This is a genomic window from Tenacibaculum soleae, from assembly GCF_030549005.1.
GTDB lineage: Bacteria > Bacteroidota > Bacteroidia > Flavobacteriales > Flavobacteriaceae > Polaribacter > Polaribacter soleae.
On record NZ_JAUOSW010000001.1, the window covers coordinates 74,941 to 101,069 of the forward strand.

At 31.6% G+C, this 26,129-nt stretch carries 21 protein-coding genes; 7 read left to right on the forward strand and 14 right to left on the reverse strand.

Translation table 11 applies throughout. From position 1 onward, the window contains the following. Positions 1-13: 13 nt before the first annotated feature. From Q4586_RS00335 to Q4586_RS00360, 6 genes are read right to left on the reverse strand one after another with little or no spacing between them, the layout of a single operon-like run. Positions 14-1,558 (reverse strand): quinol:cytochrome C oxidoreductase, encoded by a 1,545-nt coding sequence (locus Q4586_RS00335; protein WP_068701517.1) that lies wholly within the window; start codon positions 1,556-1,558, stop codon positions 14-16. A 22-nt stretch (positions 1,559-1,580) separates the two neighbouring features. Continuing rightward, on the reverse strand, positions 1,581-2,126 hold the full coding sequence (locus Q4586_RS00340) for a c-type cytochrome (protein WP_176714932.1): 546 nt from the start codon (positions 2,124-2,126) through the stop codon (positions 1,581-1,583). Between the two features lie 9 nt (positions 2,127-2,135). Continuing rightward, on the reverse strand, positions 2,136-2,663 hold the full coding sequence (locus Q4586_RS00345) for a DUF3341 domain-containing protein (protein ID WP_068703864.1): 528 nt from the start codon (positions 2,661-2,663) through the stop codon (positions 2,136-2,138). Continuing rightward, positions 2,653-4,050, reverse strand: a complete 1,398-nt coding sequence (gene nrfD / locus Q4586_RS00350; protein ID WP_068701519.1) for an NrfD/PsrC family molybdoenzyme membrane anchor subunit — start codon at positions 4,048-4,050, stop codon at positions 2,653-2,655. The genes Q4586_RS00345 and nrfD overlap by 11 nt, the downstream gene beginning before the upstream one ends. A 26-nt stretch (positions 4,051-4,076) precedes the next feature. Continuing rightward, entirely contained in the window at positions 4,077-7,217 is a 3,141-nt protein-coding gene (locus tag Q4586_RS00355) for a TAT-variant-translocated molybdopterin oxidoreductase (protein ID WP_303525270.1), read from the reverse strand. Positions 7,218-7,248: 31 nt separating this feature from the next. After that, positions 7,249-8,538: a c-type cytochrome gene (locus Q4586_RS00360; protein ID WP_303525272.1), complete on the reverse strand. Its 1,290-nt coding sequence runs from the start codon at positions 8,536-8,538 to the stop codon at positions 7,249-7,251. 215 nt (positions 8,539-8,753) lie between these two features. Here Q4586_RS00360 and Q4586_RS00365 point away from each other — a divergent pair, with 215 nt between their 5' ends. Continuing rightward, positions 8,754-9,116 (forward strand): SPOR domain-containing protein, encoded by a 363-nt coding sequence (locus tag Q4586_RS00365; protein WP_068701525.1) that lies wholly within the window; start codon positions 8,754-8,756, stop codon positions 9,114-9,116. Positions 9,117-9,184: 68 nt separating this feature from the next. Here Q4586_RS00365 and Q4586_RS00370 read toward each other — a convergent pair whose 3' ends face one another. Both Q4586_RS00370 and Q4586_RS00375 read right to left on the reverse strand, forming a co-directional pair. Continuing rightward, positions 9,185-11,083, reverse strand: coding sequence for an amidophosphoribosyltransferase (locus Q4586_RS00370; RefSeq protein ID WP_303525276.1), 1,899 nt, complete (start codon positions 11,081-11,083; stop codon positions 9,185-9,187). 84 nt (positions 11,084-11,167) lie between these two features. Continuing rightward, positions 11,168-12,094 (reverse strand): PfkB family carbohydrate kinase, encoded by a 927-nt coding sequence (locus Q4586_RS00375; protein WP_068701529.1) that lies wholly within the window; start codon positions 12,092-12,094, stop codon positions 11,168-11,170. 73 nt (positions 12,095-12,167) lie between these two features. Between Q4586_RS00375 and Q4586_RS00380 the strand changes: the two genes are divergently transcribed. The 6 genes from Q4586_RS00380 to Q4586_RS00405 all read left to right on the forward strand — a co-directional run bounded on the left by Q4586_RS00380 (position 12,168) and on the right by Q4586_RS00405 (position 16,391). Further along, positions 12,168-12,593 carry a SufE family protein gene (locus Q4586_RS00380; RefSeq protein ID WP_068701531.1) on the forward strand — a complete coding sequence of 142 codons (426 nt, stop codon included), beginning with the start codon at positions 12,168-12,170 and terminating at the stop codon, positions 12,591-12,593. A 13-nt stretch (positions 12,594-12,606) separates the two neighbouring features. Next, on the forward strand, positions 12,607-12,927 hold the full coding sequence (locus Q4586_RS00385; protein WP_068701533.1) for a DUF59 domain-containing protein: 321 nt from the start codon (positions 12,607-12,609) through the stop codon (positions 12,925-12,927). 1 nt (position 12,928) lies between these two features. Continuing rightward, positions 12,929-13,438, forward strand: coding sequence for a DUF2480 family protein (locus Q4586_RS00390; RefSeq protein WP_303525280.1), 510 nt, complete (start codon positions 12,929-12,931; stop codon positions 13,436-13,438). 19 nt (positions 13,439-13,457) lie between these two features. Beyond that, positions 13,458-14,309 carry a DUF3078 domain-containing protein gene (locus Q4586_RS00395; RefSeq protein ID WP_068701537.1) on the forward strand — a complete coding sequence of 284 codons (852 nt, stop codon included), beginning with the start codon at positions 13,458-13,460 and terminating at the stop codon, positions 14,307-14,309. Positions 14,310-14,380: 71 nt separating this feature from the next. Beyond that, a complete protein-coding gene (locus tag Q4586_RS00400) occupies positions 14,381-15,223 on the forward strand; it encodes a DUF3078 domain-containing protein (RefSeq protein ID WP_068701539.1) in 843 nt (280 codons plus the stop codon). Between the two features lie 91 nt (positions 15,224-15,314). Beyond that, on the forward strand, positions 15,315-16,391 hold the full coding sequence (locus Q4586_RS00405; protein WP_068701541.1) for a CNNM domain-containing protein: 1,077 nt from the start codon (positions 15,315-15,317) through the stop codon (positions 16,389-16,391). 71 nt (positions 16,392-16,462) lie between these two features. On the opposite strand, the gene Q4586_RS00410 is transcribed toward Q4586_RS00405, so the two are convergent. From Q4586_RS00410 to hflX, 6 genes are all read right to left on the reverse strand, one after another. Then, positions 16,463-19,297 (reverse strand): TonB-dependent receptor, encoded by a 2,835-nt coding sequence (locus Q4586_RS00410; RefSeq protein WP_303525291.1) that lies wholly within the window; start codon positions 19,295-19,297, stop codon positions 16,463-16,465. A gap of 80 nt (positions 19,298-19,377) precedes the next feature. Continuing rightward, positions 19,378-20,109, reverse strand: a complete 732-nt coding sequence (locus Q4586_RS00415; RefSeq protein WP_303525294.1) for an energy transducer TonB — start codon at positions 20,107-20,109, stop codon at positions 19,378-19,380. 134 nt (positions 20,110-20,243) lie between these two features. Further along, a complete protein-coding gene (locus Q4586_RS00420) occupies positions 20,244-22,922 on the reverse strand; it encodes a TonB-dependent receptor (protein ID WP_068701547.1) in 2,679 nt (892 codons plus the stop codon). A gap of 32 nt (positions 22,923-22,954) precedes the next feature. Then, positions 22,955-23,680, reverse strand: a complete 726-nt coding sequence (locus tag Q4586_RS00425) for an energy transducer TonB (RefSeq protein ID WP_303525301.1) — start codon at positions 23,678-23,680, stop codon at positions 22,955-22,957. Between the two features lie 138 nt (positions 23,681-23,818). Continuing rightward, positions 23,819-24,433: an energy transducer TonB gene (locus Q4586_RS00430; RefSeq protein ID WP_303525303.1), complete on the reverse strand. Its 615-nt coding sequence runs from the start codon at positions 24,431-24,433 to the stop codon at positions 23,819-23,821. Between the two features lie 343 nt (positions 24,434-24,776). Beyond that, entirely contained in the window at positions 24,777-25,979 is a 1,203-nt protein-coding gene (gene hflX / locus Q4586_RS00435; protein ID WP_303525304.1) for a GTPase HflX, read from the reverse strand. Positions 25,980-26,129 lie beyond the last annotated feature (150 nt).

A 26,129-nucleotide genomic window follows, 5' to 3' on the forward strand; every position in this document is an offset into this window, starting at 1 on the left:
TTAATTATAATTATTAATGTTTACTATCTTCTCCTCTGTGTTGGATATTGTAGTAATGGTGTGTTTCACTTTCGTGTAAGAATGGGTTTCCTTTTGCTAGTGGATTTGCTTTTGCAAATGCGCTAAATGTTGCGTAGATAAATAATCCTAAAAAGAATAATATACCACTAATTTCTCCCACTCCAAATCCGTATTGAGCACCAACTGTTCCTGGCATAATCATTACGAATAAATCTAAGTAATGACCTGCTAATATTACAACACCTCCAATAGTTACAAACCAAGGAATGCTTTTAAAATCACTGTTGATTAATAATAATATTGGAAAGATAAAGTTCATTACTACCATTGCTAAGAAAGGTACTTTATATTCGTTAAAACGTAACAAATAATAAGTTGTTTCTTCAGGAATATCGGCATACCAAATTAACATAAACTGTGCAAACCATAAGTATGTCCAGAATACTGAAAAACCAAACATATATTTTGCTAAATCATGAATATGACTATCGTTAACAAATGGTAAGTGTCCTTTTGATCTTAAATAAATAGTTACAAACGCAATTACTGTTAATGCTGATACTAAGAAAGTAGCTAATACATACCATCCGAATAATGTAGAAAACCAGTGTGGGTCTATTCCCATAATCCAGTCCCATGACATCATAGATTCAGTAATCATAAATAAGAATAAGAATATTACTGAAAGATTATAATTTTTCTTATGCAATTTTAAATCTCCATTATCTTGTTCAATAGAACTTTTTCTAATAATGAAACGGTAAGCATTCCAAACTACTAAATAAAAGATACTCCTAATTAACCATCCCGGCGTATTTAAAAACCATTTTTTACCATCTACAACTGGGTCATAATTTGGACTTTGAGGGTCAAAAACACCTTCACCCATCCAAGGAAATAAATGATTCATATGCATAAATGTAGCAATTAAAAACACTAACATTACAACACTTACATAGTGAATGTTTGCTGTAATAGCCTCCATTACTCTAAATAATACGATTGACCAACCTGCTTGTGCTACTCTTTGAATTGCATAAAATGCTAATACTAATAATGTAACTCCTAAAAAGAACATTAGTGCTACAAAAAATGCTGCCCAAGGACGATTTTGCATTTGATGAAAAGCATGTTCTGCGTGTGCATCTTCATGATTTTCAGCATGAGGATTGGTTTTATCGTCATGTGCTACATTTGCTGTTTCTTTATGAGCTTCTTTTATTACTTCGGTATGAGTAGCTACACTATCTTTAGTATGTGCTACTGAAGTTTCTTCTTTTGCCTTAGTTATTGTACTATCATCAATGTGTGTATCAGTTACTGCTTCTTCTTTTGCAGCTACAACATGTGTTGTTTGTACTTGGTGAGAATCAGCTACTGCATGATCACTTCCGTGAGCATCGTGCTGTTTTGCTAAAATTTCTTTTGCTTCTTTTAATGTTTTTGGAGCACTATAGAAACTATAAACAGTTCCTATAAGTCCTAAAGCCATTAAAATAATAGCAAGCATTTTTAATTTTCCTGAAAACTTGTACATATCTTAACTATCTATTATATACTTATTTTAATTCGCTTCTTAATTTCTCAACGTACTGTACAACTTGCCAACGCTCATTGTACTTTAATTGTGCTGCGTGAGATCCCATTAGGTTTTTACCATACATGATTACGTGGTAAATATTACCAGGATTTAAATCTCTATCCTTATAGTTTGGTATACCGTTAAATTTATCTCTTTGAGATAAAACTCCGTTACCATCACCTTTTGTTCCATGACAAGTAGCACAATAAATTCCGTATAATTCTTTACCTTTTGCTAAACTTTTTTCAGTAGTTGGTAATGGGTTCTTTAACTCTGCTTTTGCTTTCTCATACCCTTCTTGCGTATTTGGAATATCATAAGCTACAATACCTTTTCTACTTACTGTACCTGCAACAGGTAATCTGTTTACCATTTTTGCATTTAAACCATCAGCACCATTTACATCATAAGGTACAGATACATACATATCTGGCATATATTGTACTTGTGGTTTACGTTTATTGTTACAAGAAGCTAAGCTTACTATTGCAACTAAAGTGATAATTATTTTTAAACTTTTCATATCTCTTTATTAGTGCGTTTCTACTACATTAATTTCAACAGCTCCTGTTGTTTCTAATAATGAAGTTAATTCTTCTTCATTACCATTTACAGGTATTTCCATTAAAAAATGGTCATCTGTTGTTCTTGGGTCTGGGTTTTCAGCTTCTTTAAATGGCCATATTTTACTTCTCATGTAAAAAGTAATCACCATTAAGTGTGCTGCAAAGAAAACTGTTAATTCGAACATGATAGGCACGAATGCTGGCATGTTAGTTGCCCATGAAAAATTTGGCTTTCCTCCAATGTCTTGCGGCCAATCAGCAATCATAGTATACCATGTTAACCAAATAGCAACTGATAAACCTGTAATACCATACATAAAAGCTGTAATTGCTAAACGTGTTGGTGCTAATCCCATTGCTTGATCTAGTCCGTGAACTGGAAATGGACAAAATACTTCTTCAATATGATGATTTTCTGCCTTGACTTTCTTAACAGCATCCATTAAGATATCATCATCATTATATAATGCGTGAATTACTTTATTAGTGCTCATTGTTTTCTCTTGATTTTTTAAAATTCTCACCTGATGATTTCAAAATAGTTTTAATCTCTGCTGTTGGAATTACAGGGAAGGTTCTTGCATATAATAAAAATAATACAAAGAAAAATCCGATAGTACCAATAAAGATTCCTACATCAACAAAAGTTGGTTCAAAACGCCACCATGTTGATGGTAAATGTCCTTTACTTAATACAATTGCAATAATATCAAAACGCTCAAACCACATTCCTATATTAATAATAATTGAAATGATAAAAGACCAAATAAAACTTCTTCTTATTTTTTTAAACCATAATAACTGTGGTGTAAAAATGTTACAGATTAGTAATGACCAAAATGCCCATCCATAAGCCCCTGCTTCTGCACCAAATGATAAGTACGTGTAATTTTCATAAGGAGATCCTGTATACCAAGCTATAAAAAACTCAGTTGCGTACGCTACTGCTACAATACCACCTGTTAAAATAATTACGATATTCATATACTCAATATGCAAACGTGTAATGTATGCTTCCATATTAGTAACCTTACGCATAATACCTAATAAGGTTTGTACCATTGCAAAACCTGAAAAGATTGCTCCTGCTACGAAATAAGGTGGAAATATTGTTGAGTGCCATCCTGGGTTAATAGAAGTAGCAAAGTCCATCGATACGATTGTATGTACTGAAAGTACTAATGGAGTAGCTAAACCTGCTAATACTAATGATACTTCTTCAAAACGTTGCCAATCTTTTGCTCTACCAGACCATCCGAAAGATAACAATGCGTAAATTTTCTTTTGAAATGGCTTTACAGCTCTATCACGAATTGTTGCAAAATCAGGTAATAAACCAGTCCACCAGAAAACTAATGATACTGACAAGTACGTAGAAATTGCGAATACATCCCATAATAATGGTGAGTTGAAGTTTACCCATAACGATCCGAATTGATTTGGAATTGGCAATACCCAATATCCATTCCATGGACGTCCCATGTGAATAATTGGAAATAAACCTGCTTGGAATACCGCAAAAATTGTCATCGCTTCGGCAGAACGGTTAATTGCCATTCTCCATTTTTGACGAAATAAAAGTAGTACTGCTGAAATTAGTGTACCAGCATGACCGATACCTACCCACCATACGAAGTTGGTAATATCCCATGCCCAGCCAATGTTTTTACTTAATCCCCAAACACCAATTCCTGTTCCGACGGTGTAAAAGATACATCCAAATCCCCAAAGCATTGCTGCTAAAGAAATATAGAATGCTACATACCAATGTTTGTTTGCTTTACCTTCAATAGGTCTTGCAATATCTTCAGTAATATCATGGTAACTCTTGTCACCAAGTATTAAAGGTTCTCTATAAGATGATTCGTAATGAGACGACATATATCTGTATACTTATTAATTTACTATTAAGCTTCGTTTGTATTTCTTACTTTCACTTGGTACACTACGTTTGGTTTTGTACCAATATAATCTAACACGTGGAATGCTCTGTTATCTTCTTTTAATGCTGCAACGGTGTCTTCAGAGTTATTAATATCTCCAAAAACCATTGCTCCTGTAGAACATGCTGATGAACAAGCTGTTTCAAATTCATCTTTATTTACTGCTCTACCTTCTTTTTTAGCTTTTAAAATAGTTGCTTGTGTCATTTGAATACACATTGAACATTTTTCCATAACCCCACGAGAACGAACTACTACATCTGGATTCAATACCATTTTACCGTATTCGTTGTTCATGTTAAAGTCAAACTCTTCATTTTCTGAGTAATTAAACCAGTTAAAACGACGCACTCTATATGGACAGTTGTTTGCACAGTATCGTGTACCAACACATCTGTTATATGCCATTTGATTTTGACCTTGACGACCGTGAGATGTTGCTGCTACTGGACATACTGTTTCACATGGTGCGTGATTACAGTGCTGACACATCATTGGTTGGAAAGCTACTTCTGGATTTTCAGCAGAATTTTCTAAAGCGTCAAATAAATCTCCTTTACTTAATTCTAAAACTCTTTCTGTATACTTTCTCTCAACATCTTTATTTGCTAAACTTGGATTTTCAGCTCTAAACTCTTCAATTGTCATTGAAGCTTCGTGTTGTTTATCTGAAACAGTAGATGAATAGTAACGATCAATACGTAACCAGTGCATATCTCTACCTACACGAACTTCGTCTTTACCTACAACTGGCACATTGTTCTCTGCATGACATGCTACCACACATGCTCCACAACCTGTACAAGATGTTAAGTCGATTGATAAGTTAAAGTGATGACCAATACTTCTATCGTGATCATCCCATAAATCGATGCTTTTCGCTTCAACTTCTTGATGATCATAAGAAACCATTGCTGGCTTATTCCAAGTATGTTTTGGATCTAAGTTCTTGTTAGTTACTTGTTTTAAAGTAGCTTCTTTTAAAATATCATGACGACCTGCAAGAGTACTCTGTACCTGCGTACAAGCAAACTTATGCCATCCTGAAGTTTTTTCTATCGAAACATTGTATTGTACATTGTTTCCATCTTTTAAGAAAGGATACGCGTTGACACCAACTTGCATCTCTTCTTTTAAATTTTGTGTTCTACCGTAACCTAATGCTAAACCAACCGATCCTTTTGCCTGACCTGGCTGAATCATTACTGGTACATTTTTAATAGTTACTCCGTTTACTGTTACACTTGCGTAGTTACCATTAATCGCTCCGTTGTCTTTTACTGGATTTTCAAAACCTAATTCTTTAGCATCAGCCATAGAAACGGTTAAATAGTTATCCCAAGCTGCACGTGTAATAGGATCTGGTAATTCCTGTAACCAAGGGTTATTTGCTTGCTTACCATCACCTAATGCCGTTGATGAATACAAGTTTAATTCAAAACCTGATGCTTTATTTGCTGATCTTACTAGCTGAACTGCTGTTTCATTTATAACTACTGAAGTTTCAAAAGCTTCCTCTCCTAATAACATCTCAGATTTAAAGAAACCGTCATGTAATGCTTGATTCCATGATGCCCCACCTAACACATTAGCACTCCAAAATTCTTTTAAGGTGTCGTAATAATTTACTGAACTACCAGACCATTTTAATAATACATCTTGTAACTGACGTGTATTAAATAATGGAGATATAGTTGGTTGCATTAAACTATATATGCCTTTTGTAGCCATTACATCTCCCCAACTCTCTAAATTATGAGGTGCAGGTAATGCATATTCTACAGCACTAGTTGTTGCATCTTTTTGAGTAGATATTGCAACAGATAATTTTAACTTTTTAATTCCTTCTGCTAAATCAGCTGCATTTGCTAAAGAATATAAAGGATTTGTATTATAAGTAATTAAACCTTTTACTTTACCATTTTTAATATCAGCTACTAATTGAGCTACGTGAGTATCGTTACCTTGGCGAGTTAAATTAACATCTTTGGTATTAAATATCTCACTATTTAATTTTTCGTTAATTGCAAATGCAATTAACTGTGCGTTTTTATCATTTAATCCTGTAACAACAACCCCCTTAGATCCTGCTTTCTTTAAATCGCTTGCTAGCTTTTTAATTTCCGTATCTAATTTCGTTGCTTTTGATGGAAGAGATTCCCCAGTTACAGCGTTATATAAATTAAGTAAGGCAAATACTTGCTCAGAAGGTTTTACAACCATTCTTTTATCTGCATTTGCACCTGCTAAAGACATATTACTTTCTATTTGGACATGGTAAGACATTTTACCAGATTCAGGTCTACGACCATCAGCATATGATTTTTCATAACCACCTTGCCAATCTCCAATGAAGTCAGCACCAATAGAAACAATTACTTCAGCTTTACTAAAATCGTAGTTAGGTAAAGCACGCGTACCATACATAGCCTCAAAAGCATCTGCAGTTCCACTTTCTGAAATAGCATCATAAACAACATGTTTTACATTTGGATAAGCAGTTGTAAAATCAGCGATTACCTTATCAGTAGACGGACTCGCTAAAGTACCTGTTAATAAAACTACTTCTTCTTCAGCAGATTTTAATTCGTTTAATTTTGCTATAATTTTCGAATCCGCATCTTGCCAAGTTAAAAAAGACTCTCTATCTTGAGGTTCTTTTAAACGTAATTCACTATCATATAATGATAAAACAGAAGCTTGTGTACGTGCATTTGTTTCTCCTCCTGCCAATTTGTTTGGCATTACAAGAATTGGACGTCCTTCGCGCGTTTTTACTAATACGTTTGCAAAATCAAAACCATCAGCAATTGTAGTTGCATACCAATCAGCAACACCTGCAACAATATCATTTGGTTGTACTACATAAGGGATTGATTTTCTAACTGGACCTTCGCAAGCTGCCAAAGAAGCTGCCGCGGTTGTAAATCCAACATATTTCAAGAAATCTCTACGCGAAGTTGATGATGTTTCTAACGTTTCTTTATCACCTAAAAACTCATCTGTAGGAATATCTTGTACAAACTCATTATTACGTAGCGTTTCAACAACAGAACTACCTTTTAGTTCTTCAACACTTTGCCAGTATTTTTTGTTTGAAGCCATTTATATACGTGTTTTTCTACTTTCTAATTGATTAATAGTGGCACTTACCACACTCTTTTCCTCCTAACTGCGCAATTGTCACTTGCTCTACACCGTACTTAGCTGCTAATTCTTTATGAATTTTAGCATAGTACTCATTTCCTTTTAAGTCAACTTTTGTTTCCTTATGACAATCAATACACCAACCCATTGTTAATGGAGAATGTTGATACACTTCTTCCATCTCCTCTACTGGACCGTGACATTTTTGACATTTTAAACCTGCAACAGTAACGTGTTGAGAGTGATTAAAATACGCAAAGTCTGGTAAATTATGAACCCTAACCCATTTTACTGGCTTGGTTTCTCCTGTATATTCTAAATTTTCAGCATCCCATCCGGCTGCTTCATAAATTTTAGCAATCTCTTTATCTAAATCAGACTTCACTAAAGTATGGTCATCCATCACAACTTTAGTATCTTCAGCTACTTCTGAAATATTTTTATGACAATTCATACAAACACTTACTGAAGGAATCCCTGAAGTTTTACTATGCTTTGCAGAAGAGTGACAGTATTGACAATCTATCTTATTGTCACCTGCGTGAATTTTATGAGAAAAAGCTATTGGCTGAATTGGCTGATACCCTTCATCGACACCAACTTTAAATAACGTCCCAAATAAAACATAAGCCGTAATCAAAGCCCCAAACAACACTACTAATACATGTAAAAAAGTATTCTGCTTAACTCCTTGCCACAATTCAGCCGTTTGTCCTAAGACACCTGGTGTTTTAGGCGCTCCTTTTAACTCACTAATAGTTTTTAACAAACTAGCAATAATTAAAAAAGCTACTATAATAGCGGCAGCCAATATATATATTAACCACTTTGGAGCATCTTCTTTTTCAGCTCCTCCTGCTACAACAACTACCTCTCCTGCTTTTTTAAGCTCTCCAACAGTAGTATAATACAAAATATCATCAATATTCTTATCAGTTAACTGAGGAAAAGCGGTCATGTTTGACTGCTTATACTCTTCAAAGATTTCAATTGCATCTTTATCTCCAGAAGCTCTTAACGCTGCGTTATCTTTAATCCAAGACTTCAACCAATCGTTCTCTCTTCTTTCTTCAATACCTGCCAACTTAGGCCCAACAAGTTTTTTATCCAACTTGTGACATGAAGCACATAAAGATTTAAATAATTTTTTTCCTTCTTTCTGACGCGCCTCATCAACATCTTGTGAAAACGCTGAAAAGCTTACAAATAAAACGAATAAGAAAGCTAAACTCTTTACGAGTGTTTGGGTTAATCTACTGTGATGTTTCACACTTTTCATACTATTAAATATAAGTTTTGTATCGGTTTTGGTACAATTTTTTCTAGTAAGCTACAATAAAAGCAACATAATAGAAAGCTTGACAAAAGTACTACTTATCTCTAAATTGTGAAATGTTAAGAGATTGCTAATTTATAATTTATAACTATTCTAAATAATTAAAACTAACAATCTATTAAATTGCAAGTCGTTACTTTTGTAAAAAAATTATAAAAATGAAAAAAAAGAATTTCTTATTAACATTATTATTGGTGCTTTTTATTAGCATTGTTAATACTTACGCTCAAGATACTTTTACCAGCAATAAAGAAATCACCTCTTTAATTGCTAAAAAAAGAGAGTATAATAAACACAACGGAACTGGTTACCGCATTCAACTATACAACGGACTAGAAAGAAGAGCAAAAAGCTTACGAAACAGATTTCAAGTTGAATACCCTGGCGTTTACACCAAGTTAACATACGACCAACCTGACTGGAAAGCGCAAGTAGGAAATTACAAAACAAGGATACAAGCTGATAGAGCCTTAAATGAAATAAGAGAAAAATTTAATGGCGCTATTGTTATTCCACTATAAGAACAGACTTTATAAAAAAAAGCGAAATCAAATTGATTTCGCTTTTTTTTATAAACTTAAATCTCTTTTTAATAAGCTCTTTCATCACTCCCTTCATAGAAGTTTATAAATGCTTGATTTACCACTCGATTTCCGCCATCCGTAGGATAATTACCTGTAAAATACCAGTCTCCTAAATTATTTGGACATGCTTTATGCAAGCTACTTACTGGCTGAAATATCACTTCAATATCTGAAGTAATATTTTTAGTTTTTAACATCTGAGCAATTTTAGCAGAAATTTGTTCATCTGTAAAAGGAGCATACATTTCCTTTACATAATTAACAACATCTTTGTCTTCACTAACCTCTTGCGCTTTACACTTTTTATATACTGTATCAATAATATGGTATTGATTTGTTTCTTTCAGCAATTCTAACGTTGCCTTAAAAGCGATAAAATCATTAATTTTTGCCATATCGATACCATAACAATCAGGGTAACGAATTTGTGGAGCCGATGAAACTACTACTATTTTTTTAGGATTTAATCGATCTAGTATTTTAATAATACTTTTCTTTAATGTTGTACCACGCACAATACTATCATCAATAATAACTAAATTATCGGTCGATTTTACCACTCCGTATGTCACATCGTATACATGTGCTACCAAATCATCACGACTACTATCATCTGTAATAAAAGTTCTAAGTTTTGCGTCTTTAATGGCTATTTTTTCAAAACGAGGTCTTTTAGATAAAATTTCAGTTACTTTTTCTTTTGATAATTTACCTTCTCCTGCTAAAATAGCAGCTGTTTTTTGCTGATTTAACACATCTTCAGCAGCTTCCATCATTCCGAAAAATGAAGTTTCGGCTGTATTTGGAATGTATGAAAAAACTGAATTTTCGATATCATTATCTATTGATTTCAAAACCTCTGGAAAAACGTATTTTCCTAAGTTTTTTCTTTCTTCGTAAATAGCAGCATCACTCCCTCTTGAAAAGTATATACGCTCAAAAGAACAAGCTTTCTTTTCACGCTGTTCTAAAACAGGCTTCATTGAAGTTTCTCCGTTCTTTTTAATGATTAACGCATGCCCTCTATCGATTTCTTTAATCTTGTCAATAGCAACATTAAATACTGTTTGAATTACTGGGCGTTCAGATGCAACCACTACAACTTCATCATCTTGATAATAAAAGGCTGGACGAATTGCTGATGGATCTCTTAATACAAATGCATCTCCATGTCCTAACAACCCTGCCATTGCATAACCACCGTCCCAATTTTTTGCTGAACGTTTTAATATCCGCTGTATATCTAAATGTTCTTCTATAAACGGAGAGGCGTTTTGTTTATTAAACCCAGCTTCTTTTGCTTTTATATATAAATCAGAAACTTCATCTTCTAAAAAATGTCCAATTTTTTCCATCACTGTTACCGTATCGGTAGCCTCTTTTGGATGTTGCCCTAACTCAATTAAATCATTTAATAGTTGCTTTGAATTGGTCATATTAAAATTACCTGCAACTATTAAGCTTTGATGTTTCCAGTTACTTTGACGTAAAAATGGATGTACACTTTCAATAGAGTTTTTACCAAAGGTTCCGTAACGAACGTGTCCTAAAAACAAGTTTCCTAAGTACGGTATGTTTTCTTCTTGCCATTTAACGTCATCAACTTTTGTTGGATTTTCTTCAAAAACTCCGTTAATTCTTTTATTAACTTTTCCGAAAATATCCTGTATTGGTTGCGATTGATTAGAACGCACTCTACTAATATATCTTGTACCCGGATCTACATTAAATTTGATACTAGCCAAACCCGCACCATCTTGACCACGGTTGTGCTGTTTTTCCATTAATAAGTACATTTTATTTACTCCATAAAATGCTGTTCCGTATTTATCTTTATAGTACTGTAATGGTTTTAATAATCGAACCATTGCGATACCACATTCGTGTTTAATAGCATCACTCATTTGATAATATATTTAATTGCGTATTGTTGTTAGTGTTGTTTTGTTGTATAAAAAAATCCGCGGCAAAAAAGCGCGGATTTTTATTTATGATAATTCTATATCAAACTGCGTTAACTCTTTAAAAGCCTGCAAACGAGCTTGTACTTCATCTTTTGTTAATTCCTCCATACGTTGTGTTCCAAATTTCTCAACACAAAAAGAAGCAAGATTTGATCCGTAAATAATTCCGTTTTTCATATTTTCAAACGAAATATCTTCTGTTTTAGCTAAATATCCACAAAAACCTCCTGCAAAAGTATCCCCGGCTCCTGTTGGGTCAAAAACCTCTGCTAATGGTAATGCTGGTGCAAAAAACATCTTTCCTTCATTAAATAATAAAGCTCCATGTTCTCCTTTTTTAATCACCACGTATTTTGGTCCCATTTCATGGATTTTTTTCGCTGCATTTACTAACGAATATTCTCCGCTTAACTGACGTGCTTCTTCATCATTAATCGTAATAACATCTACACGTTTTAAAACTGTGTGTAAATCATCTAACGCAATGTCCATCCAAAAATTCATTGTATCTAACACAACTAATTTTGGTCTTTCTGTCATCTGATCTAAAACCGATGCCTGTGTTAACGGGTGTAAATTACCCAACATAACAATACCTGCATCCTTAAATTCTGTTGGTACTACTGGTGTAAAATGTTCTAATACATTTAACTCAGTAATTAAAGTATCACGAGAGTTCATATCATTATGATATTTTCCGCTCCAGAAAAAAGTTTTTCCTTCTTTAACAACCTCAATACCATCGGTATTAATACCTTTATTGTTCATCATGTCTATATATGACGGCAAAAAGTCGCCTCCAACAACAGAAACCACGCCTGTTTTTACGCCAAATTGCGATGCTGCCAATCCTACAAACGTTCCAGAACCTCCTAATATCTTATCCGTTTTACCAAAAGGTGTTTCAATAGCGTCATAAGCTACGGTACCAACTGCTAATAATTTACTCATTTCTTATTTTTTTACTGTAATTTTGCACTTTTAAGTAAAGTGTCTTTTAAAGGTGCAAAAATAGTTTTAAAAAATGACTATCAAAGAAATACAAGAAGAAATTATTGATGAGTTTTCTATGTTTGAAGACTGGATGGAACGTTATGAGTATATAATTGACTTAGGTAAATCATTACCTTTAATAAATGATACTTATAAGTTAGATGAAAATTTAATAAAAGGATGTCAATCAAAAGTATGGTTATATTCTGAATTGAAAAATGATACTATTGAATTTACCGCCGATAGCGATGCTATTTTAACTAAAGGAATTGTGGCGTTATTACTAAGAGTATTTTCAAATCAAAGTCCGCAAGCAATTATTGAAGCTAAAACTGATTTTATTGATGAAATAGGCCTTAAAGAACATTTAAGCCCTACAAGAGCTAACGGATTAGTTTCAATGATAAAACAAATAAAAATGTATGCGATTGCACAGCAATCTAAACTAACAAATTAAAAGAACAAGAGTAATGACTGATAAAGAATTAGACGATTTAGGAGATAAAATAGTTGGTGTTTTAAAAACAATATATGACCCAGAAATTCCTGTAGACATTTATGAATTAGGATTAATTTATGATGTATTTGTTTCTGAAGAAAACGATGCTAAAATATTAATGACATTAACATCACCTAACTGTCCAGTAGCAGAAAGCTTACCTGTTGATATTGAAGAAAAGGTAAAATCATTAAAAGAAATTAACGCCTGTGAAGTAGAAATTACTTTTGACCCTACTTGGACTCAAGAAATGATGAGCGAAGAGGCTAAATTAGAATTAGGAATGTTATAAAATGATTGAAGAAATTACAAACAGAGTTGCCAACAGTAAATTAATAACCGTTGACCTTGAAGATTATTACCCAAAAGGACAACGTATTGTTTTTGACATTAAAGATTGGTTGTATGAAGAGTTAATTCTTCGTGAAAAAGACTTTAGAGAACAGGTAAAAAATCACGATTGGTCTCAATATCAAAACAATTACGTTGCTTTAACTTGTTCATCAGATGCCATTATTCCATCTTGGGCATATTTATTATTAACCGCTCATTTATCAGAATTTGCTAACAAAATTGTTGTTGGTAATTTAGAATTATTAGAAACTGTTATTTATCAAGAAATAATTTTAAATCTAGATACTACTGAATTTGCTAACAAACCAGTTATTATAAAAGGTTGCACCAACAAACCCATACCTGCATCTGCTTATACTTTTTTAATCAAAAAAATTCAGCCAATTGCCAAAACAATTATGTTTGGCGAAGCGTGCTCAACTGTTCCTTTATACAAAAAAACTAAATAACTCTCTTACCTCCTTTTCAATGAAAAAACTTCTGCTTTTATTGCTTACAGGTTGTTCTTTCATGGTTTTTTCTCAAGAAAAAACAAAAGACAGCATACCTAAAAGACTAAAAATAACTGGTAAATATACTTTTTTATTCAATCAATCTTCTTTTTCTAACTGGGCAGCTGGAGGTAACAATACTGTGGCAGGAAATATGGGACTTGAATATGATTTTAATTATAAAAAGAACAAGTGGAATTGGGACAATAAACTAATTACAAGTTATGGCTTAAGTCATATTGATGAAAAAGGCTTAAGGAAAACAGATGATAACTTTGAGTATAACTCCTTATTGGGGTTAAAAACATCTAAACTTTGGTTTGTTTCTTTTTTTACTAATTTTAAAACACAGTATAGTAGAGGTTATGAATATAAAGACAACATAAAAACACCTATATCTGACCTATTTTCTCCTGCTTATTGGAGTTTTGGCCCTGGTATGTTATGGAAAAAATCTGATAATCAAAGAATAAATATAGCGCCAGCAACTGCACGTTTTACTTTTGTTAGCTCAGAGTTTTCAGGTAAATATGGTGTACAAGAAGGGAAAAACACAAATTTCGGATTAGGATTCAATCTATCAGCTTATTTTAAACAAGAAATAATGAAAGACATTACCATGGAAAACATTATTGCTATTTATTCCGATTATTTAAGAAACCCTTTTAATATTGATGTTAATTATCAATTAAATTTAGTTGTTAAAATAAACAAATATATATCAACCAACCTTGGTTTTCATACTATTATTGATGATGATGCCTCTAGTAAGATACAATTTAAAGAAGTATTTGGAATTGGTGTAAATTATATTTTCCATCAAAAGTGACTTTTAAAAAATTATATTGTCTAAAGCCTAGATAAGGTGTAATTTTACACCCAAAAATAAAACTTATTATAATGAAAAAATTAGTAGCAATCGCTATTTTACTAGGTGCATTATCTATAAATGCTCAAGAAGAAACAGAGAAGAAAGAAGCTAAAGATGGTTGGAAAAGAGGTGGAAATATTTCTTTTCTATTTAACCAATCGGCTTTTAATAATTGGTTAGCTGGTGGTGCAAACAACATTTCAGGAACACTGGGTTTAAATTATGATTTTAACTACACCAAAGGAGATTGGACTTGGGATAATAAATTAATTGCTTCTTACGGACTAACAAAAATTAAAAAAGAAGCTGTTCAAAAAACAGATGATCGTTTAGAGCTAAACTCTTTATTAGGTAAAAGAGCTTCTGGGTATTGGTACTACTCAGCCTTTTTAAATTTTAAAACACAAATGTCATCAACTTATGTTGACAACGTACAAACATCTCATTTTTTCTCTCCTGCATACTTCCAATTTGGACCTGGTATGTTGTGGAAAAAATCTGATAATTTAAAAATAAACATTGCGCCTGCAACTTCTAAATTAATTTTAGTTGACGCTCACTTAACAGATTTAGGACCTGCTTTTGGTGTTAAACAAGGAGAAAGCTCAAGATATGAATTAGGTGCTGCAGTAAATGCTTATTATAAGTTAGACATAATGAAAAACATTTCAGTTGAAAATATTTTAAATCTTTACAGTAACTACCTTGAAGATGCTCAAAATATTGATCTTGACTACACTGTTAATGTTGTAATGAAAGTTAACAAATACATCTCAGCAAATCTTTCTATGCAAGCAATTTATGACGATAATGCCTACCGTGGATTTCAAACAAAAGAAGTATTTGGTTTAGGAGTAAATTACGGTTTTTAACAACTTAACACTTATAAAAAAAGAAAACCTCAAGGAATATTTTCCCTTGAGGTTTTCTTTTTTGTTTATTTTAGCTAAAATTTTAAAAAGAATGACTTTATTAATAATTTACGCAACAGCATCTATCTTTTTTTCTTTTATCTGTTCGATATTAGAAGCCGTATTACTTAGTGTTACTCCAACCTTTGTAAACGTAAAAAAGAAAGAAGGTAAAACATTTGCAATACAATTAGAAGCTTTAAAAAAAGACGTAGACAAACCTTTAATTGCCATTCTTACATTAAACACGCTCGCACACACAGTTGGAGCTATTTTAGTAGGTACTGAAGCAAAAAAAATATTTAATGATGATGGTTATGGTGTTTTTATAGTTTCTGCAATTATGACTATTTTGATACTTGTTGCCTCTGAAATTATACCAAAAACAATTGGTGCTACTTACTGGAAACAACTTGCTAATTTTACAACCAAAGCCTTAAAAATAATGATCTTTCCGTTAAGATGGACAGGGGTTTTATGGATACTACAATTAACCACAAAATTAATTGGCGGAAGAAGCGGACATGGTGAAAGTGTTTTAAGTAGGGAAGATTTTTCTGTTATGACAGATATTGCCGAGCAAGAAGGTGTGTTTCATGAAAATGAAAGTAATGTGATTAGAAACATGTTAAACTTTAAAGATGTTCAAATAAAAGATATCATGACACCTCGTACTGTTATTACAATTGCAAATGAAAACGACACTATTCAATCTTTTTTTGACAACAACAAGCAATTACACTTCTCAAGAATACCTGTGTTTTCAGAAAAAACAGATAACATAACTGGTTATTTTTTAAAAAATGAACTATTACTTGCCTTGATTGATAAGAAAGGAAATGAAGCCTTAAAATCAATTAAAAGAGAAATAATAATTGCAAATAGAGATTTATCTATTCCTGACTTATTTGACAAACTAATCAAACAACGTGAGCATTTGGCTTTAGTTGTTGATGAATATGGCTCAGTAAGTGGATTAGTAACACAAGAGGATGTAATTGAAACCTTATTAGGTTTTGAAATTATGGATGAAAGTGATAATGTTGCCGATTTACAAAGTTTAGCAAGGAATAATTGGAAAAAAAGAGCAAAAAACATAGATACTATTGATCATTCTAACGATTCTTAATTCTTAAATTTACATCATAAAAAAACCGAGCAAATGCTCGGTTTTTTTATGATGTAAATTAACTATAGAAATTAGTTATTTATTGTCCAAGAAACATAATATAATTGCCCTATTTGACCAGAGCCAGGTGCTACAAAATATTCTTTTCCGAATAAGTTTGTTCCTCCAATTTTAAATTTAGATTTCATTGATGGTATGCGATAATTTAACTGTGCATCTATTACTGTTCTTGCAGACACATTACCTCTTACAAAGGTAGAAACCCATTTGTAATTATCTGACCATCTTGCATTAACATTAAAACCAAAATCTTTAAAAAGTTTATTGTTTCCAAACTGTAATTTTACTGCATGTTTAGGCGTATTAAAGTTAGGTTCAAATTGACCATTATCTTTATCTTTCATAGAATAGTCATTAAAGCTATAGTTTACTCCAAAATCAAAATTTTGAAATAATTTTGTATGTGCTCCTAAAGTAAACCCATATGATTCAATTAATGATTTACTATTGGTAATAATATTAAACTCATTTACAAAACCATTATTAAATGCTATATTAGCTTCTTCATCTAATACCAAAACACCATCCACAATTAAACCGTAAGCATTTTTTGATTCTAATAGTTCATCTGCTGTTAACTTTCTGTTTCCATAAGGATATACTTGACCTCCATTAGGCACAACTACATCTTGAGTAAATACAAAATTATCATGTTTACTATAATAAGCATTTACATCTAAATCAAAATTTGTTTTATTATTTAAACGAAACATACTTCTGTATCCTAGTTCAAATGTTTTTACAACCTCAGGCACAACTTCACCATAATTCGATTTTTGATAAGACTCTCCAGTGTATGAATCAACATCATAATACACCGTTTTTGTTAGTAATGAATTATTAATTATTTCACCACCTGTTAAAGTTCTATATGCACCAACATATTGTCCTGATGCTTCATCCCAAACATTATAAAAACTATTTGGTATATATATCCTATTTAAATTGTCTTTTACTGTACCCACACTAGTTTTAACAGCTGGGTTTAAAAACATATACTGTTCTTGTACAGTTGGGTTTCTAAATCCTGTTTGATAAGAAGCTCTTAAAACATGATTTTTTTCTTCTCCTAACGAGTAATTTAGAGCAATTCTTGGTGAAAAATTACCATCAAAATTATCTGCCTTATCATAACGAAGTGATCCAGTTACTTTTAATTTTTCATTTAATAGTTTCTTTTGAATTTGAGAATACATACCATACTCTTCAATTTCAATAGCTTGATAATAATCATTAAATAATGTTCCTTTAGATGCTGGGTTATACTCTCTAAATGATCCTCCGATTTGTATATCTGCCCAGTTATTTAATAACCTTTTAAAGTTATAATTTCCGTCTAAGTGTATATAACTACTTTTTTCATATAAAGCACTACCCCCTTCAGAGGTTAAAGTTGTAGTAATTTTATTAAATTCGGTATTGAAAGAACTTGTATTAGGCTGTAACCTATTTACGTCAGCCAAACGCCTTGCTTCTTCAATAGTTGTGTTATTAAGGTATCGTTGAGTTACATATTCATCTCTCCAGGCAGCACTATTTGTAGCACTTTCATTAAGCGCAATACCTGTTCTTGTTAAATCATATGAATCACCAGAATCATTACCTGTATAGTAAGCCCTTAAATAAAAGTCTTTTCCTTTCACATTAAATTTATGCTGTTGCGTAAAGTACTTTCTTTGAGCAAATCTACTAGTTCCTTGAAAAAGGTTATCTCTTAATGAAAATCTAGAAGATAATTCAATTTCTAAACTTTCATCTTCAAACGGACGAAAATAAAGTGATCCAGAAAACCTTAAATTATTAGTTTTAAAATCATTTCTTAAAAGTTCGCTTTCCTTGTACCCTGTTCTTCTCGAAAGTGTTCCCCATGGAATTTCCTCAATACTAGGGTCTATATTTTGTAATGCATTATTATACAATGATAAATCTCCAAAAATTTCGTCTCCGTAAGTATTTACTCCATCATAATTAATTGTTGAAGTTTTATTACCTAAAATTAATTTATTAGTATCAACTTCTTTATTACGTAAATCATTGGCATGCCATTCTTCTGCTTCATAATATGATAAGTTTACTTTTGCTGCAAAAGATTCGTTAAACTTATAAGCCATTCTTACTGCCACATCATAAAAAGGGTTATTACCGCCTTCATTTTGACTCATGTATCCGCTCTTAAACATCGTACTAATTCCTGTATAATTAAACGGGTTTTTAGTATTCATAAGCATTAAACCATTATAAGCATTAGCTCCATATAAAGCAGATGATGCTCCTGGTAAAATCTCAACACTTAGTATATCTAATTCTGAAACACCTGAAAAATTACCAGTACTAAAACTTAAAGCCTGAGCCGCAGTATCCATACCATCTATCATTTGTACAAAACGAGAGTTACTAAAATCAGAAAAACCACGGGTGTTTATAGATTTAAAACCATAACTACCTTCTCTTGATTGAACTCCTTTTAAATTAACCAACCCATCATAAAAAGATTTAGAAGATGTATTTTTAATATCTGTCATACCAAATCGCTCAATTGTAACTGGAGATTCTATAATCCTTTCAGGTACTCTAGAAGCAGAAATTACTATTTGATCTAGTAATACATTTTCTTTTAAAATAATATTAATTGATTTTTTTAGAGTTGTAATAACAAGTTGCTCTGTTTGATAACCAAAAGCAGATACTCTTAATGTAATTGGTAATTTTTTACTCGTTTTTAAGGTAAATTGACCTTCTACATTTGAAGAAACATGTTTACCATCAAAGGTAATATTAGCATTGTAAAAAGGCTCTAGGTATTCATCGTATACCAATCCTTTTATTTCTACTTGTGCGTATGACATTATACTGCACAATGTAAAAACAATTAGTGTTAATTGTTTATTGAACATTTTAAAAAAATTTAATATAAATAATTGTGAAGTTATTCCTCTAATGAGAAGTTTATAGGAAATCCATACTTTACTGAAGTACGTATTCCGTCTTTTTTTGCGGGTTTAAATCTTGGTAATTTTGAAACTACTCGTTGAGCTTCATTATTTAATATTTCGCCATTATCGGGACCTAAAGTTTTGATGTTTTTTACATATCCATTTTTATCAATAATGAATCTTACCCAAACTTCTCCTTCAGTATGCGATATAACAGCTTCTCCAGGATAACTAAAGTGTTTTGATATGTGTTTTACCATTTCTGTATTAAAGCAATCAGACCTTTCATTTCTTTTTGCTTTTTCACAGCTTTTAAATGTTGGTATTTTGTCTACCGCTGTAAATCTTAATGCTTTATCAACCTCTTCTTTAGATAATTTGTTTTTAAGGCTCTCTATATTCTTTTTTAAATTTACCTTTTTAGGTAAATTTACAACATTTAAGGTTGCTGTTTCTTTTTTCTCGGGTGAATTAGCTATTCCTGAAGTACTTAAACTATTTGTTGACGCTATAGTTCTTTTCTTTAACGCTCTTCTTCTAGCAGAAACATTCACTCTAATTTGACGAGATCTTTTATCTTTAGATTTTTTTATTGGAGTAATTGCACATTTGGTAATACTTATAGTATTTAAATCTGCTTCAGCAGCATCAGGTGACTCACAAACCTCTTGAGAAAAAACTGTCACCACACACATCAAGAATCCTAAAAACAATAACTTATTCATAATAAAGGGATAAAAAATAAAAATCAACCTATTTTTAAAGGCCGCAAATTTACAACAAAAACAACAAATAACCACTTAAAACAAAAAAAAAGAGACAAATACATGATTTATCTCTTTTTAACCTTATTTTACTATTAGTTTATAGTCCATGATATATAATACATTGAACCTATTAATCCTGATCCAGGTGCAACAACATATTCTTTTGTTGTTAAATTAGTACCTCCAACTTTAATTACCGATTTTAATGATGGTATTCTATAATTCATTTGTGCATCTAACACTGTTCTACTTTCAACATTACCACTTAAGAAAGCTGATTGCCATAAAAACTCATTTTGCCACCTTGCATTAATATTAAAACCAAAATTATTAAATAAATTATCGTTTCCAAACATTAACTTCACTTGGTGCTCTGGAGTATTGAATCCTGGCTGAAATTCTAAATCTTCTTCCTGATCAAAAACTAGCTTACTTAAAGTGTAATTTAATCCTAAATTAAATGCTTTAAAAACTTTAGTATTCAATCCTATTCCTATTCCATATGACTCTACATTTGCTGTTGTATTTGAATTTATCGCAAAACCTGTTGCATCAAAAGGTTTACCATCAGCGCCAATCATAATTGAATTACCATAATTGGGTACTAAAACATTTTTAGTTGCTACAAAATTATCATATTGATTATAATAACCATTTACATCTAACTCTAAAATATTAGTATCACTTAAATTTACAATACTTCTATAACCTAATTCATATGAAGATACTTTTTCAGGTTTTATAGGCGTAGGGTCTACACTAACAAAACCTCCTGCACCTAATACAAATGCTTTTTCAAAAACATCTGCTCCAGTAATCTCACTGGTTGTTCCATTACTATTTAAAACCTGAGCAGAAAAGCGATCTATATTTTCTTGAGATGTACCTATTAAAAAGCTATCAGGCCCTGATCTTAAACCTAAATATTGCTCAATGGTACTTGGGGTTCTAAAACCTGTTTGATACGAAATTCTTAATATTTTGTTCTCTTTAATTGAGTAATTTAATGCTATTCTTGGTGAAAAATCACCATCAAAATTTTTAGATTTATCATAACGAACAGATCCTGTAAATTTTAAACGATCGTTTAAAAACTTTTTTTGCACTTGAGAGTATACCCCATACATGCTGGTTTTGATAGGCGCTTCTTTATCAGTAAATAATGTTCCTTGAGAATCAATAATAAATTGACGATATGAACCTCCTATTTGAAACTCAGCCCATGTAATTAAATCTCTAAAATTATAGTTTGCATCTGCATGATAAAAACCTGTCTTATCTCTTATACCAGCACCACCTTTAGCTATTGGCGTATCTATAACCTCGTTTAATGCTTGCTCAAAAGCACTTGTTCCTGGCTGTAATCTATTTCTATCAGCATAAGCTCTTGCTGCTGTGTCACTCCCCGGTGCCACACCCAAAATAGCTCCTGAAAATGCTGCTCCATATTCTCCAAACCAGATATTACTTGGATTATATTTTTCATTTAAAGCTATACCTGCAAATCGCAAGTCATGTGTTTTATCTCCTCCATTATTACCTGTATAGTAACCTCGAACAAAATAGTTTTTTCCTAAAACCTCTAACTTATGTTGCTCTACATAAAAATCTTCTTGTGAAAAACGGTTTGATGCTTGATACAAATTATTTCCTTGTGAAAAGCGAGAGTTATAAACAATTTCTAATTTTTCATTACCCATCGGTCTATAATGTAATGACGCATCAAACTTTACTCCTTTTCCATCGTATTCATACAAATCTTTTTCAGCATAACCTGTTCTACTAACTGTTCCAATACCTGGAAAAGTATAAGTAACTTCATCTCCATAAACATTTACCCCATCATAATCTGGAGTATCTATTCTATTTCCACTTTTTACAACACCTCCAACACCTGTTGTATTTGAATCATCTTCTGCGTGCCATTCTTCAGCCTTATAAGACACTAAATTAACTTTTGCAGCAAAATAATTACTAAACTTATGAGCCATTCTAACTCCCACATCATAAAACTGATTATTTCCTGAAGCTTTTTGGCTAATAACACCACTTTTAAAATATGCACTTATTCCATCATATTTAAAAGGATTCTTACTCCTCATCAATAAGATACCATTAAAAGCATTTGCTCCATACAAAGCTGACGAAGCTCCTGGCAATATTTCAACATCTCTAACATCCAATTCAGATAGACCGACAACGTTACCCGCAGAAAAATTTAATGCAGGGATTGACGTTTCTACACCATCTACCAACTGAACAAATCTTGTATTATCAAAAGTAGAAAAACCTCTAGAGTTTACCGATTTAAACCCATAACTAGCTTCACGTGATGAAATTCCTTTTAAGTTTGTAACTCCATCATAAAACGATACCGAAGTATTTCTTTTTATATCGGAAATCCCCATTCTTTCAATAGTTACTGGTGATTCAATAACACGCTCAGGGGATCTAGACGCTGAAATTACAACTTCATCCAAGCTTGTATTTTCTTTTAATATAATATTTATTTCTTGATCGAGGGATATTACCTCTACAACTTCTGTTTGATACCCAAATGCTGAAACCTGAATAGAAAACGGTAGCTCTGATTTTAAAGTCAAAGTAAAATTTCCATCTACACCTGAAATTGTTTTACCTTGTAATGAATTAATTAACGCATTAGGGAAGGGTTCTAAATATTCGTCATAAACTTTTCCTGATATTGTAACTTGAGCTGACAACAAGAAACTATAAGTCACAAAAAAACCTAAAAGTAGTTTTTTAAGCATAGTATTTAATTTAAGTTGATTTAATTTTAATATTACTCTTCTAAAGCAAAAGAAATAGGAAAACCATATTTCACTGAAATTCGCCCTCCGTCTTTTTTTGCAGGTATAAATTGAGGTAATTTAGAAACCACTCTAACAGCTTCTTGATTTAAAATCTGTCCATTTTTTGGCCCTAAAGTTTTTATATTCTTTACTTCTCCATTTTTATCAATAATAAAGCGAACCCATACCTCTCCCTGAATAGATTCTTTAATTGCATCACTTGGGTATCTAAAATGTTTGGATATATGAGTTACCATCTCTTGATTAAAGCAATCAATTCGCTCACCTTTTTTGGCTTTTTTACATGAATTAAATAATGGTATCTTATCAACTGTGCTAAATTTTGATGCTTTTCTCAGCTCTTCAGCAGATAATTTATTTTTAATATCCTTTATATTATTTTTTAACGAAATCGATTTCGTTATTTCCGAAGATTGTACGGTATTTTCTATAGAAGCCACTCCTAAATCACTAAGCCCTGCTGTTTTTTGTTTTTTTACAGCTTCCCTCTTCTTCAAATAGCGCCTATTTGCAGAAACCTTTACTGTAATTTGTCTTGATTTTTTATTATTTTTATTTTTTGATTCTTTTATAGTACACTTAGTCACACTAATACTATTTAAATCTAACTCTGCTTCTTCTGGTGACTCACAAACTTCTTGTGACATAATGCTGACAGAAAAAGAACACATTAATAACAATAAGATTTTTTTCATAAAAAACGGGGTATTACTCTATTAATAAACTATCTACAGAATAACAATTACCTAAGATAGTCTGCAAAGATATTGCTTTATTTATTAAATAATTGAATACAACAACAAAAATAGGAAAAACCCTGTCAAATTAAACATCTATTCCAACGTAAAACTCATAGGAAATGAATATAGAACTTTGACCTTAATTCCTTTTTCTTCTCCTGGTAAAAATTTAGGAAGTAACAAGACAATTCTTTTTGCTTCGTTTTTTAAAAGAACACTTTCACTCGTACCGGTTACTTTTACGCTTGTTACAGTTCCTTTTTCGTTGATAATAAAACTCACTTTTAAATCACCTTGAATTCCTCTCTGCAAAGCTTTTTCAGGGTACCTAAAACTATTTACAATGTGGTTTTGCATTTCTTTATTAAAACAAGCTGTTTCATCTAACTCATTGTCACTACAGGAAATAAATAATGGTATTTTTTCAACAGAATCAAAAGAAATACTTTTATTTGATGCGTTTTTTAGCACTGACAACAGCTGAGTATCTAATTTACTGTCCGTTTTAAAAGTTGAAATATTATTTGTTTTTAGACTACTACTTAAAGAAATTGCTTCATTTAAATAAACTCGTTTTTTTAAATATCTTCTTCTAGATACAACAGCAGTATTTTTGTAGGCTCTTCCTGTTTCTACTTCACACTTACTAATAGTATTTACATCTATCAAAACCTTATCTTTTGACTCACAGATTTCTTGTGAATACATTTGTTGCATCCAAAAAAAAGTGACTATAATTATCGCTAGCTTTTTCATTACATTTCTATTTTACATTAAATCAAGACTCTAATAGTTAAAACTATTCTAGCTCTCTTTAAAAATCATAAAAAAATAATTGAACCTATTTAAACTTTTGATATTTAAGTTTTCTTTTGGTAATTTAAACCGTGAAGTGTTATTTTTTTTCATTTTTAGGGGGAATAAAATGTATAAAATATTGTTTTTCTTACACTTAACTTTTTAATTAAGCGTTATTAAAAATAATAAAAAATCTTATAAACACAAAGAATTTATAAGATTTTTTATTATTTAGGTTGCCAATCAATTAAAATCACTCATAATTTTGATACAAAAAATCATTGTATGGAAAGCGCTGAATGTGTATTTTCTTTACTTCTTCATACACTTTTTCTTTAAAATTCTCTAAGTTTTCTTTATTTAAAGCTGATATAAAAAGGCTCTCTTTACCTAAATCATTTATCCATGTTTTTTTCCAATCGTCAAGTGTATAATGAATTTTTGATTTTTCAGTTATCATATCATCTTCAGCAATTGTTTCATGTGTATAAGCATCTATTTTATTAAATACCATTACCACAGGTTTGTTTGCACTACCAATTTCATCTAAAATTTTATTAACCGATGCAATATGATCTTCAAAATTAGGATGACAAATATCAACCACGTGCAACAATAAGTCAGACTCACGCACTTCGTCTAAAGTAGATTTAAATGACTCTACTAATTGAGTTGGTAATTTTCTAATAAAACCAACGGTATCTGTCATTAAAAAAGGTATATTTTTTATAACTACTTTTCGTACAGTGGTATCTAAAGTCGCAAACAGTTTGTTTTCAGCAAATACATCACTTTTACTGATAACATTCATTAATGTAGATTTACCTACATTCGTATACCCTACTAATGAAACACGAACCATTCTGCCTCTATTTTTTCTTTGCACTGCCATTTGCTTATCAATAGTAACAAGTTTTTTCTTAAGCAATGTGATTTTATCTCTAATAATACGTCGATCTGTTTCGATCTCGGTTTCACCAGGACCACGCATACCAATACCTCCTTTTTGCTTATCTAGGTGAGTCCACATCCTTGTTAAACGAGGTAATAAATATTGGTATTGCGCCAATTCTACTTGCGCTTTTGCTGAACTTGTTTGCGCTCTACTTGCAAAGATATCGAGAATTAAATTTGTTCTATCTAAAATCTTACAGTCTAAATAATTTTCAATATTTCTGATTTGAGCTGGAGTCAATTCGTCATCAAAAATTGCAGTACCAATATTATGTGTTTCTATATACGCTTTTACTTCCTCTAACTTACCTGTACCTAAAAAAGTTTTTGGGTTTGGTTTTTCTAATTTCTGAACAAAACGTTTTACTGTTATTCCTCCTGCAGTTGAAGTTAAAAATTCTAATTCATCTAAAAATTCTTCAGATTGTTTTTCATCTTGATGCTGGGTTATAATACCTATTAAAACCGCCTTTTCTGATATCGCTTCTCTTGTTTCTAACATAGAATGCAAAAATACAAATTTATCAACTTATGAAATCTAAATTATTTCTGTTACTTTCTTTTTTTACTTTGGGAGTATTTCTTTTCGAGCCAAGGATTTTTTTTCAATCAAAATCTATTTTCTTGGTGATGGGTGTGGCAATACAAAATA

Excerpts from the sequence above, each read along its gene's own strand:
- hflX (WP_303525304.1), bottom strand. The coding sequence starts at position 25,979 with ATGTTAGAAACAAGAGAAGCGATATCAGAAAAGGCGGTTTTAATAGGT.
- Q4586_RS00335 (WP_068701517.1), bottom strand. The coding sequence starts at position 1,558 with ATGTACAAGTTTTCAGGAAAATTAAAAATGCTTGCTATTATTTTAATG.
- Q4586_RS00360 (WP_303525272.1), bottom strand. The coding sequence starts at position 8,538 with ATGAAAAGTGTGAAACATCACAGTAGATTAACCCAAACACTCGTAAAG.
- Q4586_RS00400 (WP_068701539.1), top strand. The coding sequence starts at position 14,381 with ATGAAAAAATTAGTAGCAATCGCTATTTTACTAGGTGCATTATCTATA.
- Q4586_RS00405 (WP_068701541.1), top strand. The coding sequence starts at position 15,315 with ATGACTTTATTAATAATTTACGCAACAGCATCTATCTTTTTTTCTTTT.
- Q4586_RS00420 (WP_068701547.1), bottom strand. The coding sequence starts at position 22,922 with ATGCTTAAAAAACTACTTTTAGGTTTTTTTGTGACTTATAGTTTCTTG.
- Q4586_RS00345 (WP_068703864.1), bottom strand. The coding sequence starts at position 2,663 with ATGAGCACTAATAAAGTAATTCACGCATTATATAATGATGATGATATC.
- Q4586_RS00430 (WP_303525303.1), bottom strand. The coding sequence starts at position 24,433 with ATGTATTCACAAGAAATCTGTGAGTCAAAAGATAAGGTTTTGATAGAT.
- Q4586_RS00375 (WP_068701529.1), bottom strand. The coding sequence starts at position 12,094 with ATGAGTAAATTATTAGCAGTTGGTACCGTAGCTTATGACGCTATTGAA.
- Q4586_RS00340 (WP_176714932.1), bottom strand. The coding sequence starts at position 2,126 with ATGAAAAGTTTAAAAATAATTATCACTTTAGTTGCAATAGTAAGCTTA.
- Q4586_RS00390 (WP_303525280.1), top strand. The coding sequence starts at position 12,929 with ATGATTGAAGAAATTACAAACAGAGTTGCCAACAGTAAATTAATAACC.
- Q4586_RS00370 (WP_303525276.1), bottom strand. The coding sequence starts at position 11,083 with ATGAGTGATGCTATTAAACACGAATGTGGTATCGCAATGGTTCGATTA.
- Q4586_RS00385 (WP_068701533.1), top strand. The coding sequence starts at position 12,607 with ATGACTGATAAAGAATTAGACGATTTAGGAGATAAAATAGTTGGTGTT.
- Q4586_RS00415 (WP_303525294.1), bottom strand. The coding sequence starts at position 20,109 with ATGAATAAGTTATTGTTTTTAGGATTCTTGATGTGTGTGGTGACAGTT.
- Q4586_RS00410 (WP_303525291.1), bottom strand. The coding sequence starts at position 19,297 with ATGTCATACGCACAAGTAGAAATAAAAGGATTGGTATACGATGAATAC.
- Q4586_RS00355 (WP_303525270.1), bottom strand. The coding sequence starts at position 7,217 with ATGGCTTCAAACAAAAAATACTGGCAAAGTGTTGAAGAACTAAAAGGT.
- Q4586_RS00380 (WP_068701531.1), top strand. The coding sequence starts at position 12,168 with ATGACTATCAAAGAAATACAAGAAGAAATTATTGATGAGTTTTCTATG.
- Q4586_RS00395 (WP_068701537.1), top strand. The coding sequence starts at position 13,458 with ATGAAAAAACTTCTGCTTTTATTGCTTACAGGTTGTTCTTTCATGGTT.
- Q4586_RS00365 (WP_068701525.1), top strand. The coding sequence starts at position 8,754 with ATGAAAAAAAAGAATTTCTTATTAACATTATTATTGGTGCTTTTTATT.
- nrfD (WP_068701519.1), bottom strand. The coding sequence starts at position 4,050 with ATGTCGTCTCATTACGAATCATCTTATAGAGAACCTTTAATACTTGGT.
- Q4586_RS00425 (WP_303525301.1), bottom strand. The coding sequence starts at position 23,680 with ATGAAAAAAATCTTATTGTTATTAATGTGTTCTTTTTCTGTCAGCATT.